This is a genomic window from Draconibacterium mangrovi, assembly GCF_010586825.1.
GTDB lineage: Bacteria > Bacteroidota > Bacteroidia > Bacteroidales > Prolixibacteraceae > Draconibacterium > Draconibacterium mangrovi.
The window spans coordinates 251,812-271,602 of record NZ_JAAAGB010000007.1; the positions used below are offsets into that span (position 1 = coordinate 251,812).

13 protein-coding genes are annotated in these 19,791 nt (G+C 41.5%); 9 read left to right on the plus strand and 4 right to left on the minus strand.

Features of this window, described 5'->3' with window-relative positions; translation table 11 throughout:
• Positions 1-12 precede the first annotated feature (12 nt).
• Entirely contained in the window at positions 13-645 is a 633-nt protein-coding gene (locus G4420_RS17520; RefSeq protein WP_163325230.1) for a tetratricopeptide repeat protein, read from the plus strand.
• A 6-nt stretch (positions 646-651) separates the two neighbouring features.
• Here the strand turns inward: G4420_RS17520 and rimO are convergent, their stop codons facing one another.
• Entirely contained in the window at positions 652-1,947 is a 1,296-nt protein-coding gene (rimO, locus tag G4420_RS17525) for a 30S ribosomal protein S12 methylthiotransferase RimO (protein WP_163325231.1), read from the minus strand.
• Positions 1,948-2,164: 217 nt separating this feature from the next.
• Between rimO and G4420_RS17530 the strand changes: the two genes are divergently transcribed.
• Positions 2,165-2,701: a DUF2975 domain-containing protein gene (locus G4420_RS17530; protein WP_163325232.1), complete on the plus strand. Its 537-nt coding sequence runs from the start codon at positions 2,165-2,167 to the stop codon at positions 2,699-2,701.
• Positions 2,702-2,704: 3 nt separating this feature from the next.
• Positions 2,705-2,911, plus strand: coding sequence for a helix-turn-helix domain-containing protein (locus tag G4420_RS17535; protein ID WP_163325233.1), 207 nt, complete (start codon positions 2,705-2,707; stop codon positions 2,909-2,911).
• A 78-nt stretch (positions 2,912-2,989) separates the two neighbouring features.
• Here G4420_RS17535 and G4420_RS17540 read toward each other — a convergent pair whose 3' ends face one another.
• Positions 2,990-3,865, minus strand: coding sequence for a creatininase family protein (locus tag G4420_RS17540; protein WP_163325234.1), 876 nt, complete (start codon positions 3,863-3,865; stop codon positions 2,990-2,992).
• Between the two features lie 91 nt (positions 3,866-3,956).
• On the opposite strand from G4420_RS17540, the gene G4420_RS17545 reads away from it, so the two are divergent.
• The 5 genes from G4420_RS17545 to G4420_RS17565 all read left to right on the plus strand — a co-directional run bounded on the left by G4420_RS17545 (position 3,957) and on the right by G4420_RS17565 (position 10,732).
• A complete protein-coding gene (locus G4420_RS17545) occupies positions 3,957-5,243 on the plus strand; it encodes a glycosyltransferase family protein (RefSeq protein WP_163325235.1) in 1,287 nt (428 codons plus the stop codon).
• The gene (locus G4420_RS17550) at positions 5,200-6,117 is read left to right on the plus strand and encodes an HAD family hydrolase (RefSeq protein WP_163325236.1); all 918 of its coding nucleotides are present in this window, start codon (positions 5,200-5,202) and stop codon (positions 6,115-6,117) included. Before G4420_RS17545 ends, G4420_RS17550 begins: the two co-directional genes overlap by 44 nt.
• A 92-nt stretch (positions 6,118-6,209) precedes the next feature.
• The gene (locus tag G4420_RS17555) at positions 6,210-7,661 is read left to right on the plus strand and encodes a glycosyltransferase family protein (RefSeq protein WP_163325237.1); all 1,452 of its coding nucleotides are present in this window, start codon (positions 6,210-6,212) and stop codon (positions 7,659-7,661) included.
• A 148-nt stretch (positions 7,662-7,809) separates the two neighbouring features.
• Entirely contained in the window at positions 7,810-9,027 is a 1,218-nt protein-coding gene (locus G4420_RS17560) for a glycosyltransferase family protein (RefSeq protein ID WP_163325238.1), read from the plus strand.
• A 13-nt stretch (positions 9,028-9,040) separates the two neighbouring features.
• Positions 9,041-10,732, plus strand: a complete 1,692-nt coding sequence (locus tag G4420_RS17565) for an alpha-amylase family glycosyl hydrolase (protein ID WP_163325239.1) — start codon at positions 9,041-9,043, stop codon at positions 10,730-10,732.
• Between the two features lie 81 nt (positions 10,733-10,813).
• Here G4420_RS17565 and G4420_RS17570 read toward each other — a convergent pair whose 3' ends face one another.
• Complete coding sequence (locus tag G4420_RS17570; protein ID WP_163325240.1) at positions 10,814-12,493, minus strand: M20/M25/M40 family metallo-hydrolase; 1,680 nt, start codon at positions 12,491-12,493, stop codon at positions 10,814-10,816.
• 545 nt (positions 12,494-13,038) lie between these two features.
• Between G4420_RS17570 and G4420_RS17575 the strand changes: the two genes are divergently transcribed.
• Positions 13,039-13,725: a hypothetical protein gene (locus tag G4420_RS17575; protein ID WP_163325241.1), complete on the plus strand. Its 687-nt coding sequence runs from the start codon at positions 13,039-13,041 to the stop codon at positions 13,723-13,725.
• Positions 13,726-13,767: 42 nt separating this feature from the next.
• On the opposite strand, the gene G4420_RS17580 is transcribed toward G4420_RS17575, so the two are convergent.
• Positions 13,768-19,707 carry a UDP-N-acetylglucosamine--peptide N-acetylglucosaminyltransferase SPINDLY family protein gene (locus tag G4420_RS17580; RefSeq protein WP_163325242.1) on the minus strand — a complete coding sequence of 1,980 codons (5,940 nt, stop codon included), beginning with the start codon at positions 19,705-19,707 and terminating at the stop codon, positions 13,768-13,770.
• Between the last annotated feature and the right edge of the window lie 84 nt (positions 19,708-19,791).

The window sequence follows — 19,791 nt, forward strand, 5'->3', positions numbered from 1 at the left end:
AAAATGAATCACATGAAAACTTTATTAACGCTTATTTTCAGTCTGGTAGTTTTAACTGCCGCAGCACAGGGAAAAAATTACGAGACAGCGATGACTGCCGCTCTCGAAAAAATGAAAAGCTCGGAAACAGTTGCCAATTTTCAGGAGGCAGCAAATACTTTTGAACGTATCAGCATGACGGAAACCAAAGAATGGTTGCCTTTGTACTATGCATCCTATTCAATTATCGTGATAAGTTACATCGATCAGGACGTTAACAAGAAAGATCCTTCCCTGGATAAAGCGCAGCAATTTCTTGACAATGCATTTAAAATTGCACCCAACGAATCGGAATTGTATTCGCTACAGGCATTTCTATATCCATCGCGAATTACGGTAGATCCGATGACACGAGGAATGGAATACATGCCTAAAATGAATGCAGCGCTCGACAAAGCAATTGCACTAAATCCGGAAAATCCAAGAAGTTACTATTTACGCGCAATTACCTTGTTTAATATGCCCGAACAATTTGGCGGCGGTGCAGAAGTTGCCCGCCCTCATTTTGAAACCGCAAAAGAGAAATTCGACAAATTCGAACCGGAATCACCGCTTCATCCGAACTGGGGTAAAGAAATAAATGAAATGGAGATGAAAAAACTATAACGCAGTTTAAACGAGTTCTCCGTACAAGTCATAATCTTCGGCACCTGTTATTTTCACTTTAACAATGGTGCCGTTTTTTATTTCCTCGTCAGCAGTGATGTATACTTCTCCATCAACTTCCGGCGAATCAAACTCGGTACGTCCAACGTAGTAATCGCTCTCTTTTCGGTCGATAATAACATCGAACTCCTTCCCTATTTTTTGTTGGTTGAGTTCGGCTGAAATGTATTGCTGCACTTCCATTATTTCGTCGGCACGCTCCTGTTTTGTTTCTTGATCCAGCGTATCTTCAAAATTTCTGGCCGCATACGTACCATCTTCGTCCGAATAAGGGAAAACACCCAATCGGCCAAATTTCTGCTCCTGAACGAATTCTTTCAACTCTTCAAAATCTTCCTCTGTTTCGCCCGGGAATCCAACAAGCATTGTTGTACGAATAACCACTTCCGGTACTTCTTCTTTTATTTTGGCGATTAAAGCCTCAGTTTCTTCGCGGGTAACATGGCGCAACATATTTTTCAGCACGCGATTTGAAATGTGCTGCAATGGCATATCGAGGTATTTGCACACTTTCGGGTTTTCGCGCATTACCGGCAAAATCTCCATCGGGAATTTGGTTGGATACAAATAATGCAAACGAATCCATTCAATTCCTTCCACTTCCGAAACTTTGGTAATCAACTCTGCCAGTTGGTTTTTACCGTACAAATCAATTCCGTAATACGAAAGATCCTGGGCGATCAGCAACAACTCCTTCACTCCTTTTTTGGCAAGGTAACGTGCTTCCATCACAAGGCTTTCGATGGTGCGCGATTGGTGTCGGCCCGTCATTTTCGGGATGGCACAAAACGAACACGAGCGGTTACAACCTTCCGAAATTTTTAGGTACGCAAAATGCGATGGCGTGGTGATTTTACGCTCGTAAATGTATTCGGGCGCATAGGTAACTTTTAGCTCTTCAACCATGGCTTTCATATCAAACTTACCAAAGTACTTGTCAACTTCGGGCAGTTCTTCCTGCAGCTCGTTGTGGTAACGTTCCGAGAGACAACCCATAACGTAAAGTTTGTCGATTTCGCCACGTTTTTTAGCCTCCGCATAATCCAGAATCATATCAATCGATTCCTGTTTGGCATCGTGTATAAAACCACAGGTATTTACAAATACTGCATCAAAATTGGTTTCGTTTGAATCGTGCAACACTTCAAACTTTCCCTTCTGCAACTGGTTCAGCAAAACCTCCGAATCAACCAGGTTTTTCGAACATCCCATGGTTACCACATTTACCCTTTTCTTCGCCATAACTTTTCTTCTTTCTTTTGAGGCTGTAAAGTAAAGATAAATTTGTCTGAATTAAGAAAGTATAGGCTACTAACTATTGAAATATAACACATGTAATTAATAGCGTATTTATCATCCAAACAGTACCAATCAATAAATATTTATTGATTTAAAACTTTTATTTATTGTTTTTCGATAATTATTTATTTATTTTCGTCTACAAATTAAATATCTCACAATGAAAAACAAAGAACTAACCCGAACCCAACAAGTGCTGGCTGTAATGAAATTTTTGGTGTACCTATCAATTACCTGGTATTTTCTAAAACTAGTTGGTATTGGTTTAATGGGATTATCCTTCCTTATCAGAGGTATACCACTTTCAAATTTGTTTTTTATCCCAGATTGGTTCAATTTATTAGAAACGAATCCTGGATATTTAACGCTCGTAATTGTATTAGTAATGTCAGTTAGTCTCTTAAATATCACAATTTGGATATTGGTGTTGAGATTATTAAAAAGAATACAATTGACCAATCCATTTAATATGGAAGTTATCGAAAGATTAGAACGAATAAGTTATCTTCTTTTTATAATTTGGATTTTATCAATTTCTGCTGGAGGATTTTTTGCCTGGCTAGGAGAAAAAGCAGGTGAATTAAATGATTCCTGGAGTCATGGTCCGTATCTGTTTATGGCCGGCCTGGTATTTATTATTTCGCAAATATTTAAACGCGGAGTTGAGTTGCAGTCAGAAAATGATTTAACCGTTTAAGCTATGCCTATAATTGTAAATCTTGATGTAATGATGGCCCGGCGAAAAATGTCGCTTAACGAACTTTCAGAAAAAGTAAACATAACACTGGCCAACCTTTCGATACTAAAAACAGGGAAAGCCAAAGCAGTTCGTTTTAGTACGCTTGAAGCTATTTGCGAGGCGCTGGATTGTCAACCAGGCGATATTTTGGAATATGTTGAAGATTAGAAACAAAAAAAGATTTCACTCCTTCCGGAATGAAATCTTTTTGCTCGTAGCTCAACGCTCGTGGCTAATAGCTTTCTTTTATTGTTTCGTCTTTAGCGGATCAGCCGCTTCCTTAAAGAACTGCTCCTGCAAAGCAGGTACAACTGTATCGGCTTTCACCAGCTTAATCATTTCAACCAATTGATCTACGGTATGATTGATCCACAATTCTCCGGCTTCGGCATTGGCATCCCAGGCTTCACCGCCATAATGATTCGGATAACTGGCATACCACCAAATTCCGGTGTAAACATATTTTAATTCTTTCATCCTGTCCTGATTAACACCCGATTGCTGTTTGGCCCGCTCAACATGCACCACATCGGGTTGTGCAGCAACCATTGCCGAAGTTTCACTGTTTCCGGCATGTGCATCATACGGATCGTGTCGTGTTAAAGCTTCAGCTTTTTCATTAACCTCTTTGCTATCTTCCGGTCGAAACCAATACAGTGAGTAACCCCGCGGTTCAGAGAGTTGTGCCATTCCAAAATAATTCAGAAATGCATTGTTTCCACCGTGGCCGTTTACGATTATGATTTTTTCAAAACCATTGCGATGTAGTTCGTCCAATGTTTCCTGTAACATTTTCCATATCAGTTCGGGCGAATACGAAATTGTACCGGGCTGATGACGGGCCTCGTTTATCTGGCTAAAATAATACCACGGAAAAACTACTGTATATTCCTGTTCGGCAGCCCTAAGTGAATATTCGCGCGACAAATAAAGGTCGGTACCCAATGGCAGTTGGGCGCCATGTTTTTCCATTACGCCAATAGGAATAATGCAGGTTTTTGAACTCTTTTCAACAGCTTTAATAAAATCGGGAGCGGTTAGTTCTTCCAGACGATACGATAAATCCTGTGCATAAACAAACGAAGTGATTGCCAATAACAATAATGTTACTATTTTTCTCATAGGTTTTAGGTTTTAGTTAATATTTCCATAAATATAGATTCTTGGAAACATTTTCCCAACGATTTCCTAATTTTATACATAAACTTACAACATGCCAGTAGTAATCGCACATAGTCATTTAAATCCCGGTGGAGTTACCAGGATTATTGAATCGCAAATAGACAGCCTGCAAGGCGAAGAGATAAAAGTTTTGGTGGGCTCCTGCCCCGATGCCAGTACAATAACATCAAAAAATGCCGGGCTGCATATTATCCCCGAGTTGGATTATCTTGATCGCCGGCAATACACCGAGCAGGAAGCAAAGGAAATGTTGCATAAAATACACGGTGCAATTAGCATGCACCTTTCTCCTGATACAGTTTTACATTTTCACAACCTGAATCTCGGTAAAAATCCGATTGTTACTTATGCGGTTTATTTGCTGGCAAAAGAAGGTGTCAAGGTGTTTAACCACGCCCACGATTTTGCCGAAGACCGCCCCAGCAATTATTCATTTCTGGAAGAAATTATCTATGATATTTTTCTGCAGGATATCAACGAGGTGTTGTATCCAAAGTTGCCCAACTATCACTTTGGTGTGCTAAATTCGTTTGACTTTGATCGTATAAAAGAACTTGGAGTAACAGAAGACCGTATTGAATGGCTCCCAAATCCGGTAACCTTTAATACATCGGAAGATTTGCCTGAAAAATCGGAGGCCAAACAAGCCGTTTGTGAAGAGTTGAATATCGATGCCGACAAACTTTTGGTAACGTACCCGGTTCGTGTAATTCAACGAAAAAATATTGGTGAATTTATTCTGTTATCGTTACTATTCCGGCACAGGGCAAATTTTGCGGTAACACAACCGCCACAAAATCCGGTTGAAATTGAAATGTATAACCAATGGATGAAATTCTGCACATATCACGGGATTGACATTGTGTTTGAAGCCGGTACGAAAGTCAACTTTGAAAAATTGTTACGAGGCAGTGATTTCTGTATTACCACAAGTTACAAAGAAGGTTTTGGAATGGTGTATCTCGAACCCTGGTTGCTGGATACACCCGTGGTTGGTCGCGATATTGATTTTATCACCCGCGATTTCAAAGACGATGGTTTTAGCTTCCCGACGCTATATTACAAGTTGAATATTCCCGGAATTAAAACCGATTTTAAAGATCTGAATTTGAAAATGCAAATGGAGATCATCTCCGAAGTTTTAAACGAAAAGATAGAAAAACAAAAGCTATTTGAACAAAATCCCATCCTAAATACTTTGTTTAGTGACGTAACGTCGCATATTGTAGAAAAAAACAAGACAATTATCAAAAACAACTACTCTCTGCAGGGATATGGAATTAAACTTCAGAAACGATATAAAAAAATGGTTGGATAGTTCAGAGAAACTGCAACCCGTTCCCACCACTTTTTGCCCCAACTTAAAAACCGATTCGAAAGAAAAAATTAAGGCCGTAATTTTCGATATCTACGGCACCTTGCTTATTTCTTCGTCGGGCGATATCGATCAGGCTTCGCTGAACAAAGACAATTTGCGGGCAGCTATGGAAGCCGGAGGATTCGATTTATCGGGTTGCAAGGAAGAAACCTGCAGTTTTCTGCTCGACCAGTTACAGGAACAGATTAAAAAGCAGCACGAAAAGCTAAAAACCAAAGGCCATCCCTACCCCGATGTCGATATTTTTGAGGTTTGGAAAGCTATGTTTGAAGCGGCCAAAAACAAAGGATTACTAAAACTGGGCGGCAGCGAATCTTGGGCAGATACAATAATTGTTTTCGAACTGCTAAGCAACCGCGTTTACCCCATGCCGGGAATGAAAGAAGTGCTGTTGGAAATAAAAAATATGGGTATCCCCATAGGTATTGTTTCCAACGCGCAGTTCTACACGCCCATAATCATGAATTATTTTCTGACCGGTGAATTTTCAACCGATCAACATATCGATCTTTTTGAGGAAGACCTTTCGGTGTACTCGTTCAAAGAGCTGCGGGCAAAACCCGATACGGCTTTGTTCGACAAATTTATTCCGGTATTAAACAACAAGTATAATATCGAGCCATCGGAAACAATATTTGTGGGCAACGACATGCTGAAAGATGTTTACACTGCTACAAAGGCAGGTTTACGAACTGTGCTGTTTGCCGGCGACGAACGTTCACTTCGCCTGCGTGAAGACGATCCGCGCGTAAAAGGCATGTTCCCCGATTTTATTATCAACGATTTAAAACAACTTTTGAAAATTATAGGATGAAACGAGCATCAGTTAAATGTTTTAAATCACGATGACATGATTATCCGCCAGTTGGCGGATGAGTTACCGCTAAAAATTAAAAATATTAACGAATGAAGTTAAACGATTTACGTGTAGGAATTATCCATTCCTTAATTGGCAAAAACGATGGAGTTTCCATTGTTATCGACCAAACAGTTGAAGCCATGTCGGAACACCTCGACATAAACATTGGTAACTTTTTCTTTTTGGCAGCGCACTCATCGCCGCGTTTTAATGCGCAAACAAACGACGTGTTCTGGCACAAAAGCGAGGCGCACAAAACCATTTTGAATAATTTCAATAATCCCGATACCGAAGGGTTGGATGAATTGATTCATGAAAATGCACTGTATGCCAAGAAAGTTATTCAGGAGTGGGTTGATGAAAATGATATCGATCTGATTATTGCGCACAACACCTCGCACCCGTACAATTTTATTACGGCAGTAGGATTAGGTTATTACATTGAAGAATTACGTGCCGAAGGAATTATCTGGCCGAAACTGATGGTATGGTGGCACGACTCGTATTTCGAGCGCGATATTTTTTCAAATCCAAACGAGGTGATTCAGAAATATCTGAAATATCTGCCCGGAGTTACTTTTGTAAATTCGATTGCCTTTATCAACAAGCAGCAAATCGATTTGGGCAAAAGGCTTTTTGAACAGCTCAACGCCAGCAAACTGGAGAAATTCTTTAAACTTCGTACAACGGTTGTGCCAAACACCTGCGAAATTCCATGGGACTGGGAACACATTGATCCGAAAACTGAAGAATTAATTTGCCCGGTACAAGACAATTATAACGACTCGTTTATGAAAGATATCGGCCTTGTTCAGCAAGTTGAAAGCCGGGGTTTTACCATGGATGAAACGGTAATTCTGCTGCAACATACCCGTGTTGTTCCGCGAAAGAAAATCGAACTGGCTATCGATCTGGCTTTTGCACTGGAAAAGAAATTCACCAAAAACCGCGAGAAAAAATGTGTTGCCGTTATTGTAAGTGGTCATTCGGGTGACGAACAAAACCAGTACCTCAACAATCTGTACGTTCATTACACCGAACTTTGCAAAGCACATCCCAATAGCAATGTGGTATTGATTTTTGGCGAACACAACATTCTTTCGCACCGCGATATTATTGTGGACCGGAAGTTTTACAAATTTGCAGAAGTACCTTCAATTGTTGCCGCTCATGGCGGACTCGGAACTTATTTCAGCGATGTGGAAGGCTTTGGAAATAACCTGCTGGAAATGATGTCGTACGGATTGCCGGCGGTGATCAACAAATACGAGGTTTACAAACAGGAAATTGAGCAATACGGTTTTGATCTTCCGGCAATTGATGGCGGTGGCGTAACGGAAGAGCTGGTAGACTCGGCTTACCGCTTGCTTACCGATATTCCGTACCGCAACAAGGTCGTAATGCATAACCTGAAAGTGCTAAAAGAAAAGCTCGATCATAAAATTATTGCTGATAAACTCGAACCGATTATTAAAAGTATGTACATGCGCGAGTTATAGAACGAAAGGCGCATGTTAATTATCCGGCTATCGCACTAATTCGAAATAGCTTGGGCACCTATTAAAACAAATGTTTTTTTATATTTAAAAGGTCGTCGGAAAAGCGGCGCCTTACATCAGTTATTTGACACACAAAAAATAGTAGAAAATGGGAGATTTTTATCAGAACGGATTTGTAGCAACACTTCATAATTTACGTGCCAGACCTTATGAAGAGCTGGAACAAAAATTGGAAAAATTTAGTAAAAAACGTCCCATTGGATTAATTATTCCTTCCTTATATTCAGAACTTTCACGTCAGGCATTAAAAGACATTGTTTCTATTTTAAAAGACATCCCGTATGTTTCGGAGATCGTAATCGGTTTAGACCGTGCGGATGATTATCAATACAAAAATGCCCTTGAATTTTTTGCAGAACTGCCACAGCACCACAGGGTGATTTGGAATGATGGTCCACGAATGCTGGAATTTAAAGAGAAACTTGCATCGAAAAACATTGTTACTTCAGTTCCCGGAAAAGGGAGAAATGTATGGTTCTGTTTTGGTTACATGATCGCCTCAGGACGTTCGGAAGCAATTGCTCTGCACGATGCCGATATTGTTACCTACAACCGCGAAATGCTGGCACGATTGGTTTACCCGGTTGCCGACCCATCGTTTAACTTTAAATATTGTAAAGGTTACTATTTCAGAACCGACGACGAAAAGTTGCATGGCCGGGCCGTACGTTTACTGGTTACACCGCTGTTACGCACACTGAAAAAACTTCTCGGACACCATACATACCTGGAATATCTGGATAGTTTTCGATACCCGCTGGCAGGCGAATTTTCGATGCGTGCCGATATTATTAAAACCATTCGTATTCCTTACGATTGGGGGCTTGAAATTGGCATATTAAACGAGGTTGAACGCAACAACTCGTTAAACCGGATCTGTCAGGTTGAAATTGCCGACCGGTACGATCATAAACATCAGTCGCTTTCTGCCGAGGATGCAGAAAAAGGTTTATCGAAAATGAGTCGCGACGTTTCGCGGGCAATTTTTGGGAAACTGGCTACCGATGGAATTACGCTAACACCGGAATTCTTCCGCACCCTAAAAGCAACATATTACCGGATTGCGTTGGAATTTGTGGAACTTTACAAGGCTGATGCAGCAATGAACGGTCTTTCATACGACTTCCATAAAGAAGAGGAAGTAATCGATTTGTTTGTAAAGAATGTATACCAGGCGGGCATTGATTATTTAAACAATCCCGACACAGTGCCACTTATGCCAAGCTGGAAACGTGTCCAGAGCGCCTTCCCCGAAATTTTAGAAGAGTTTCATGAGATTGTAGAAGCAGATAACAACATCCTTTAAAAACCTGAAAAATATGATTAATCCCGATACTTCTTTCATAAAAAAAATTGAGAGTCGGCTTAAATTTATTTACAAGGATAAGTTTGATAATACGATTCTTGCCGATTTATTACACGTCATCTCATCGTATCAAATCAACTCGTCAAAGGGCGATAAATGGAATGAAAAAGACGTGGTATTGATTACCTATGGCGACAGCATAAAAAACGCCGATGAAGAGCCATTGCAAACGCTACGTGCTTTTTTAAATGACAAGCTGAACGAACAGTTAACAGTGGTTCATATTTTACCTTTTTTCCCTTACAGCAGCGACGATGGTTTTTCGGTGATTGATTTCAGGGAGGTAAATCCGGAACTGGGCGACTGGCGCGACATTGAGGATTTGACGATCGATTACGATCTGATGGCCGATTTAGTAATTAATCATGCTTCGAGTAAAAGCCAGTGGTTTAAAAACTTTTTAAAACAACACGGGAAGGGTAAAGACTACTTTATTACCGAAGATCCGGAAACCGACCTTTCGCAAGTTACCCGTCCGCGCAACACGCCTCTTTTAACGCCTTACGAAACTGCCAACGGCACCAAACACGTTTGGACAACTTTTAGCGCCGACCAGGTAGATCTGAACTTCTCAAATCCTGATTTGCTGGTTGAGATGATGGATATTCTGCTCGGATACATTAACAAAGGAGCACGAATTATTCGCCTCGATGCGATTGCCTTTTTGTGGAAAGTTGTTGGAACAACTTGTCTGCACCTGCCTGAAACACACGAGGTAGTTAAACTGATGCGCGATGTTGCTGAGTTTATCAATCCTGACACGATAATTCTTACCGAAACCAATGTGCCCAATAAGGAAAACCTGAGCTATTTTGGCGACGGCGACGAAGCGCACATGGTTTACCAGTTTAGCCTCCCTCCCCTGTTGTTGCATGCTTTACATACCGGTACTTCAAGTTACCTGACAAGTTGGGCGAAAAGTTTGCCACAACTCGAAGGCGATAAAACATTTTTCAATTTTACGGCATCACACGATGGAGTTGGCGTTCGTCCGCTGGAAGGATTGTTACCCGACGACGAAAAAAACAATTTGGTGGAAAATATGAAAGGTTTTGGCGGTTTGGTCAACTACAAATCGAACCCTGATGGAAGCCAAAGTCCGTACGAATTGAACATTACTTATTTTGATGCGCTTAAAGGCACACACAAGGGCGAAGACAGCCTGCAGGCAGAAAGATTTCTGGCTTCGCAGGTTTGTATGATGAGTTTGGCAGGTGTTCCGGCCTTTTACATTCACAGTTTAACCGCCACTCCGAATTATTACGAAGGCGTTGAAAAAACAAAGCACAACCGCACTATAAACCGCAGAAAGTGGCAACTGAATGAATTGAACGAAGTGCTGAGTAATGATTCCCCACAGAAAAAAGTATTTGAATCGTTACGACAACTCATTCTGTTACGTAAAAAACAAGTTGCATTCCATCCAAACGCAGCGCAGGAAGTTCTTGATTTAGGCAACGATTTTTTTGCGATAAAAAGGCAAACGCAAGAACAAACCATTTTGGTGGTTATTAATTTATGTGACGAAGAAAAGAAAATTGAAATTCCAAAAGGATACGGTTTTGATTTGATCACAGGAGCCAAATTCTCTTCGGAAAAAATAAAAGCTTACCAGTGTTTATGGCTGGTTAAAGAGAAACGTTAAGATTACAACAAACGACACCTCGTTTTTACATACAAAAAAGGCTACCAAATGGTAGCCTTTTCTATTTTATTCACTCTATATTTACTCAGCTTCAGGTTTTACTGTAGTTTTTTTCCAATCGTCGCTGTTGGCAAATTTCCAGGTGTTCAAAAATCCAACTTTGATAATATTCTGCATTTTTTCCCAGTTAATTTTGCTCAACTCGTCTGATGGTTGGTGATAATCAGGATGCATAGCCGCCATAAAATAGAAAACAGGAATGTCTTCCTCAGCAAACGGAGCATGATCGCTACCTCCTCCAGGACGTTCTGACGGGCGTAATTCAAGATCGAGATTGATATCGAAATCCGCAATATGTTTTTTGGTAGTTTCACCGATAACCGTGTTGGCTTCGGTATAAACCATGTGTGCCTGATTCTTTAAAGTATCGCCTTCCGGATTTCTGGCAATCATATCATAGTTCAGGTTCAACACAACATTCAAATTCTTTTCTTTTGCATCGCGAACAAAATAGGTTGATCCAAACAAACCTTTCTCTTCGCCCGTCCATGCTGCGAATACAACTGATTTTTCAGGTTTCTCGCCCGTTTCCATAAATGCTTTCGCAATTTCCATTACACCAACCGTTCCAGAGGCATTATCATCAGCACCATTGTAAATTACACCATCCCATTTTCCAAGGTGATCGTAATGTCCACCAACCACAATAAACTCATCTTTATTTTTACCTTCAATATAACCTACCACATTTCGGGCGTTAACAACTTTCGAGTTTACCGATGTTTTAAAGGCAACTGATTTGCCTGCCAGTACCTGCGATGCGGATACCATATTTTTAGCTGCTTCGGTTTCAAATTTTTCAATATCAACACCGGTGCCCGATAGAATTTCGTTAGCAACCCGAGATGAAACCGTAAAAGTTGACAGGTTTCCACCCAGTTCTTTTCCCGGCATCGACATCCTGTTTCCGTAATACGGATTTGGCCGTTTGTCGCTTTCGTTAAAACCACCATTATCTCTGTAAATATTGTTTTGTGCCCATCCCATCATCGGATTCGCATCGGGACTGATCCGGATTACTGCCAATGCACCGGCATCCTGTAGTCCTGTAATTTTATTGCGTTCAAGATAATATTCTGCACGACGTCCTTCCGGTTTAAACTTTTTGTAAGCAACTGAAGTTGTGTCGTTGTGTCCCGGGTAGCCTTCTAAAATCACTACAATTTTACCGGCAACATCCATTTTTTTCAGATCGTCGTAGGTTTTATTTCCATCGGCATAACCATAACCGGCAAAAACCAAAGGTGCCTGAACTTTTTGGCCAACCGTTCCGGTCTGCACATAAAAATCGGTCTGATAAACAAAATCCATCGAACTTTCGCTTCCCGGTTTGCTGGTTACCACTGAAAATACCTGCTCGTCTCCCGGTTCATATTCAATCAGACCAAAATTCTGGTAATAAGTCCGGTATTCTTCAGGTCGGACACCAGCCATTCTTTCGCTTCGTGATGGCTGGGTATACGCCACATCGCCAAACGGTTGAACTCCGTAAGTTTTAAACATCGATGCAATGTAATCAGCAGCAATATAAGCTCCTTTGGTTCCAACAGCACGGCCTTCGGTCCAGTCTGATGCAAGAAACTCCAACTGCCCTTTAATCGACTCCATGGTAATGGCTTCCAAACCTTTTTCAACCTCGTTTTGGGCAAACAGCAAATGCCCGGAAATAAACAGAATTAAGAATAAAGAAATTTTTTTCATGCGATTTAAATTGTTTGTATTAATGCTTTTATTCAATATTGATAATTTTATTCAGCAAACTAAGATCTGTTAATATGTAAAAGACAACGTTCATTTTTAAAACTTTTTACAAAACGTAACTTATATTCTTTTACATTTAAAATAACTGGTAGCTAATTGTGTTTATAATTACACTTGCCTGCATTTTATTTTCACTCACTATGCCCCTTTTTTAATATAAATGCATAAAATCAACATATTTAAAATTCAATTTGACAAATAAATGAGCCAAATTTTAACAATTAGTCATTACAATGATAATCAAAACAACATTTCTAAAACTAAACATTTGTCATGTTTAGACCTACTTACCCCTAGCATTGAAGTGAGATTAAATGCTTCAATCAGATCATTCGTTCTTTTGATTGATTAAAATAGAGGAAGTGAATATCCATTTCGTTTTAGATATGAATTCGAAGAAAGTATAACATTTGAACCACCTTAATCGTAATGATCAATACGGTTTTTGTATTTCGTATCAACTCAACCAATTTAAAATCAACACCATGAAAAATACCTTACATGTAAACGGAATAATCTACAAATACGAAAAGCTGGTTCAAATTCCGTTAAACACACCCCACAACGTTTATATTGCTGAAGCTTCCACTCCTTATGCTGATTATTACGGGCAGGTTCCGCGAATGGCCAAACCCAACTCCATTTTCCTTTTCACCAAAAAATTCTATTTTCTTGAGGAATTAATCTGTTTTTCGTCAACTATCGAAGAATGCCTGTTAGAACACATTAACATTGCAAGTGCAGTGATTGAATCAGGCGGAAAACAATATCCGGCAATTCGGATAAAAGATTTTCCGGATTACAGCCAGTTGGTGAAACTGCAGGATTGCCTGACCAAAAATAAAGTAGAATTTACCGACAAATTACATTTCGAAGAAGAGGTTAAAACCAAAGTGAGCAAACCATTTATTTTGGAAGAATTGGAGCCTGATTTTTATATGGATCAGCTTGAAGAACACAAGGGCTATTTTGTTATAGACAGGCATTTTAACCCGGAAGAGTTTGAAAACGGGATAAAACAAATAAAATACAACGGAGTTTGTAAACTTTTTGATGCCGAGCAGGGAGAGCTCTACAACAACGGCAAACTAGTGCATATTGTACGTATTTTCTCGGAAGCTTTGGACCTGGACATGCTTAAATGTTTGCAAAAAGAATTTAGAAAATTATAAAGCAATAAAAGCCCGGAAGAATTTACCTCCCGGGCTTAATTATTATTGTAAAGATTCGATTTCCTGTAATTTGGCTTTCACCTCGGCATCATCCGATCGTAACTCCAACGCCTTTCTGTAATAGAAACGGGCCACATTGTAATTACCCGATTCAAACGCAGTATTTGCAGTTGTTTTATAGTTTTCAAACTGCTGCTGACTTTGTCCCGCAACCCGTTCTGCAATCCTACGCTCAATTTCACGCAACTGTTCCCTCGGATAAGCTTCTCCATCTTTTTGCGATAAGGCCTGGTTGTACCAACCTCTCGCCACGGCCAGTTCGTTGTTTCTGAAATTCTCATCACCCAAATCGATAAAACGCTGGTATTCGCGGTCGCGTTCGCTTAACATCATATCTCCCAGAATCCGGTTAATTTCGGCAATACGCTGTGGTGGATAAGCTTCTTCAGGTTTCAGATCCTGTGCTTTGTAGTACCAGGCTCGCGACACATTGTATTGTTCAATTTCAAACGATCCATCAGCCTTTTTAATGATTTCGTCGTAAAGTGCATTTAAACCTGATTCTTCCAAAATCCGTTGTTCATCCAGCTCTTCTTCCAACTGGGATATTTGCTCTTTCCTTCTCGCCAGATCTTCGGCATTAGCTTGTTCCTGCGCTATTCGTTGACGTTCGTTTTCGCGTATTTCGTCAATTTTCCGTATTTGTTCTTTCGGATATTCTTCATCGGGTTTTACCCCCAACGCAATCTCGTATTGCAAACGGGCATCATCATACGTCTGTGTTCTGAAATGACCGTCAGCCACCACAATTACACTTCTGTATTTTTCGTCGATGGCTCGCTGTGCCAATATTCCATCAATTTCGGCAATTTTTTCTTTCGGGTAGCTTTCTTCTGGTTTCAATGTTGAAGCCTCGGTATAATTCTCCTTCGAAGCAGTATAACTGCTTGCCGAGAAGAAACGATCAGCTTGCATAATCAGACTTGCATACTTTCTATCCAGCTCTTCCTGAGCAGCCTTGGCGGCCGCCAATTCTCTTAATATCCGATCAATCTCATCAATTTGTTGTTGCGGATAGCTTTCTTCCGGTTTAATATCCAAAGCTGTGCGGTATTCGTTGCGCGAATTTGCGTAGTTTTCTGCTTTAAACAACTCATCAGCGCGTGCAATTGCATCAGCGTAGTTTTTATCTTTTTCAGCCTGAAGAGCTGCCAAACGCGCTGCTTCGGCTTCTGCTTCTTCCCTTGCAATACGTTCTCTTGTAGTTACGATCGAATCGATTTTTGCCAGCTGCTCATCCGGATACACTTCATCGGCTTTGGCTTGTTTTGCTGTGTTATAAGCAGCAATTGCAGCATCCCAACCTTCACGGTTGTATTCGCGGTCGCCTTCTGCAATTGCATCTTCATACGCTTTTTGTGCTGCCGAAAGTTGAGCTAGTAAGTTTCCTAATTCATCGATACGTTGCTGCGGATACGTTTCTTCCGGTTTTATATCCAATGCTGCACGGTATTCGTTGCGTGAGTTTTCATAATTCTCATCCGTAAACAGTTCGTCAGCTCGTGCAATTGCTTCGTTGTAGTTTTTATCTTTTTCAGCCTGAATTGCTGCTAAACGAGCGGCTTCGGCTTCGGCAGCTTCTTGTGCCAAACGTTCGCGTGTAGTTACGATCGAATCGATTTTTGCCAGCTGTTCATCCGGATAGGTCTCATCAGCTTTGGCTTGTTTCGCTGTGTTATAAGCAGCAATTGCAGCATCCCAACCTTCACGGTTGAATTCACGGTCGCCTTCTGCCACAGCATCTTCATAAGCTTTTTGAGCTGCCGAAAGTTGTGCTAGTAAGTTTCCTATTTCATCGACACGTTGCTGCGGATAAGTTTCTTCCGGTTTTATCTCCAATGCTGCGCGGTATTCGTTACGTGAGTTTTCGTAATTCTCAGCCGTAAACAGTTCGTCAGCGCGAGCAATTGTTTCATTGTAGTTTTTATCCCTTTCAGCCTGTATTGCTGCCAATCGAGCGGCTTCTGCTTCAGCGGCTTCTTGTGCCAATCGTTCTCTTGTTGTTATAATCGAATCAATCTTTGCCAGCTGTTCATCCGGATACACTTCATCAGTTTTGGCTTGTTTTGCATTGTTGTATGCAGCGATTGCAGCATCCCAGCCTTCACGGTTGTATTCGCGGTCGCCTTCTGCAATTGCATCTTCATACGCTTTTTGTGCTGCCGAAAGTTGAGCTAGTAAGTTTCCTAATTCATCGATACGTTGCTGCGGATACGTTTCTTCCGGTTTTATATCCAATGCTGCACGGTATTCGTTGCGTGAGTTTTCATAATTCTCATCCGTAAACAGTTCGTCAGCTCGTGCAATTGCTTCGTTGTAGTTTTTATCTTTTTCAGCCTGAATTGCTGCTAAACGAGCGGCTTCGGCTTCGGCAGCTTCTTGTGCCAAACGTTCGCGTGTAGTTACGATCGAATCGATTTTTGCCAGCTGTTCATCCGGATAGGTCTCATCAGCTTTGGCTTGTTTCGCTGTGTTATAAGCAGCAATTGCAGCATCCCAACCTTCACGGTTGAATTCACGGTCGCCTTCTGCCACAGCATCTTCATAAGCTTTTTGAGCTGCCGAAAGTTGTGCTAGTAAGTTTCCTATTTCATCGACACGTTGCTGCGGATAAGTTTCTTCCGGTTTTATCTCCAATGCTGCGCGGTATTCGTTACGTGAGTTTTCGTAATTCTCAGCCGTAAACAGTTCGTCAGCGCGAGCAATTGTTTCATTGTAGTTTTTATCCCTTTCAGCCTGTATTGCTGCCAATCGAGCGGCTTCTGCTTCAGCGGCTTCTTGTGCCAATCGTTCTCTTGTTGTTATAATCGAATCAATCTTTGCCAGCTGTTCATCCGGATACACTTCATCAGTTTTGGCTTGTTTTGCATTGTTGTATGCAGCGATTGCAGCATCCCAGCCTTCACGGCGGAATTCACGGTCGCCTTCTGCAACAGCATCTTCATAAGCTTTTTGTGCTGCCGAAAGTTGTGCCAGCACATTTCCTATTTCATCAATACGTTGCTGTGCATACAATTCTTCGGGTTTTATTTCCAGTGCCGCACGGTATTCATTGCGTGATTCTTCGTAATTCTCAGCGGCAAACAGTTCGTCAGCACGGGCAATGGCATCGTTGTAGTTTTTATCCTTTTCGGCCTGGATGGCTGCTAATCGGGCTGCTTCAGCTTCCGCTTCTTCCCTTGCAATACGTTCTCTTGTAGTTACAATCGAATCGATTTTAACCAACTGTTCATCCGGGTAAGTTTCGTCTGCTTTGGCTTGTTTAGCCGTATTGTAGGCTGCAATGGCTGCTTCCCAACTTTCGTTACGGAATTCGCGGTCAGCCTCGGTAACGGCATCTTCATAGGCCTTTTGAGCAGCTGAAAGTTGTGACAGGACGTTTCCAATCTCATCGATACGCTGTTGCGCGTAAGTCTCTTCCGGTTTTATGTCCAGTGCGGCGCGATACTCGTTGCGTGATTCTTCATAATTCTTAGCCGTAAACAGTTCGTCAGCACGGGCAATGGCGTCGTTGTAGTTTTTATCCTTCTCGGCCTGGATAGCTGCCAATCGGGCCACTTCAGCTTCAGCCTCTTCTCTTGCAATACGTTCTCTGGTGCTTACAATCGAATCGATTTTGGCCAGCTGTTCATCGGGGTAAGTTTCGTCTGCCTTGGCTTGTTTTGCTGTATTGTAAGCTGCAATTGCTGCATCCCAACTTTCACCACGGAATTCGCGGTCGGCTTCGGCAACTGCATCTTCATAGGCTTTTTGAGCTGCTGAAAGTTGTGACAGGACGTTTCCAATCTCATCGATACGCTGTTGCGCATACGATTCTTCCGGTTTTATGTCCAGTGCGGCGCGATACTCGTTGCGTGATTCTTCGTAATTCTCAGCTGCAAACAGTTCGTCAGCACGGGCAATGGCATCGTTGTAGTTTTTATCCTTCTCGGCCTGGATAGCTGCCAAACGGGCTGCTTCGGCTTCAGCTGCCGCTAGAGCAAGACGTTGCTGTTCGGCAATCAAACCATCAATTTTATCCATCATCTCAGGAGGATAAGTTTCTTCCGGTTTAAGCTGAGCAGCTTCTGCAAATGTTGATTTCGCATTGGTGTAATCTTCCCGTGCAAACAACCGATCTCCCTCTGCAATCAAATCTTTGTATTGTCTGTCCAAACGGGCTACATCTGCTAATGTCGAAGCAATTTCATCCAGTTTATCCTTTGGATATTGCTCCTGTGGTTTTATTCGCAGTGCTTCGGTGTATTTGCCCCTGGCATCTTCGTAATTTTTCAGTGCCAGCATATTATCAGCCTGTTCAATTACCTGTGCATACTGCTCGTCAACTCCCTGCTGAGCTATTAGTCGTGCAATTTCAGCAATTCGCTCCTGCACATGTTTGTCGCCGGCTTTTAATTCATTTGCTTTCTCGTAAAGCGATTTGGCGGTAGCATAACTTTGTGCATCAAACTGTTTATCGGCCTGACTTACAAACTCATTAAAGCTGTTTAGTGCATAGAGAATCTCGCTGATCTCCTCTACCCGCTTTTTTGTTCTTGGCTCATCAGGAACCAATTCCAGTGCCTGCTCGTAGTTCGACAAAGCTTCGGGATAATCTTCCTTTTTGTACGCTTTATCGGCAGCTGCAATAAATTTATCAAACTCCATCCTGTCAAGGATGCGCTTCATTTCCTTTTTAGAGTCCTCAATGCGGCGTGTAGCCTTTATGTCGCCGGGTTTATAAGACAATGCATTCTCGAACGAAGTAAGTGCCCGATCGAAAAACTGCTTGGAAAACATACGCTCACCTTCCGACATGGCATCATCATAACTTTTCTGGTCTTCCTGATTTTTGAGCTGTTCGGTAAGCAAACCATTTATTTCAGCAATTTTTGTTTTCGGGTATTGTTCGTTGGGCCTGATCTCAAGCGCCTTGTTAAAAAGGCCTAGCGCTTCGTTAAATAATAGCTCGTCAATCGCCTTGTCGCCTTGCTCAACCAGGTTTTGATAGTTTCCCGCAAGTCGTTGTTGTTCCTGCAATGCAGCAAGCTTTTTCAACTGATCGTTAACATATTGGTCAAAAGGTTTTATGGAAAGCGCCCTGTTGTATGAATTTTTTGCTTCGGGTAATTGACGATTCGCAAGGTGCAAATCGCCTTCCCGAACCAACTTATTGAAGCGGGCAAGTTTTGCTGCATCCAAATCTTCGGCGGCCATAATCAATCCCAAAAGGTCGTTAATTTCGGCAATCCGGTCTTTCGGAAACTGCTCACCGGGGAATATTTTACTGGCAGCTTTATATCCATCCAGCGCTTCCAGAAACTCTTCGTTGCTGTATTCTTTTCCGGCCTGTTCCAGCAATTCATTATATTCCTTTCGAAGTTCCGCCAGTTCGGCACGGGTTAAACGCGCCATAAAATCAGCATTCTCATCAATCTGTTGCGCCTGTGCGATTGCCTGGTTAATCAGGCGTTCAATCTGCGCATCGTTGTAATACAGTTCCTTTACAAAATTATCAACGCCTGGGCTGTAAAATATTTTCAGAATAGTATTCTCCGCAAACGAATTATCGATTCCGGGAATTTCAGTAAACAAATTAATATTTACCGGAAATGGAGGAAATTTAGGATCGGCATTCAGCACATCGCGTGGAACAGCAGTTTCAACCACAATCTTCTGGCTAAAATTTCCTTCGTTCTCAAAAATCAGTTCCCATTTGTGGTTCCAGTTCAGTTCTACATTGTATCTTCCATCGGCCCCAATACCGTAATTATCCAGTCGTCTCCCATCGCGGTACATTTGTATAATCGCTCCTTCCGAAGATCCTTCCTGAACGGTAACCGTACCTTCAACAGCCAAACCGTTGGCACGCTGAGCCATTGACCGGCCAACACAAAAAACAAAAATTAAAATGGTAATTATAGATGTAAAACCCTGCTTCATATCAATTTGTTAATTAACAAAGAACGAAAATAAAAACAAATAATTATCCACTAAATAAAATGTAGTTTGTTTTTCTTTCAGGGC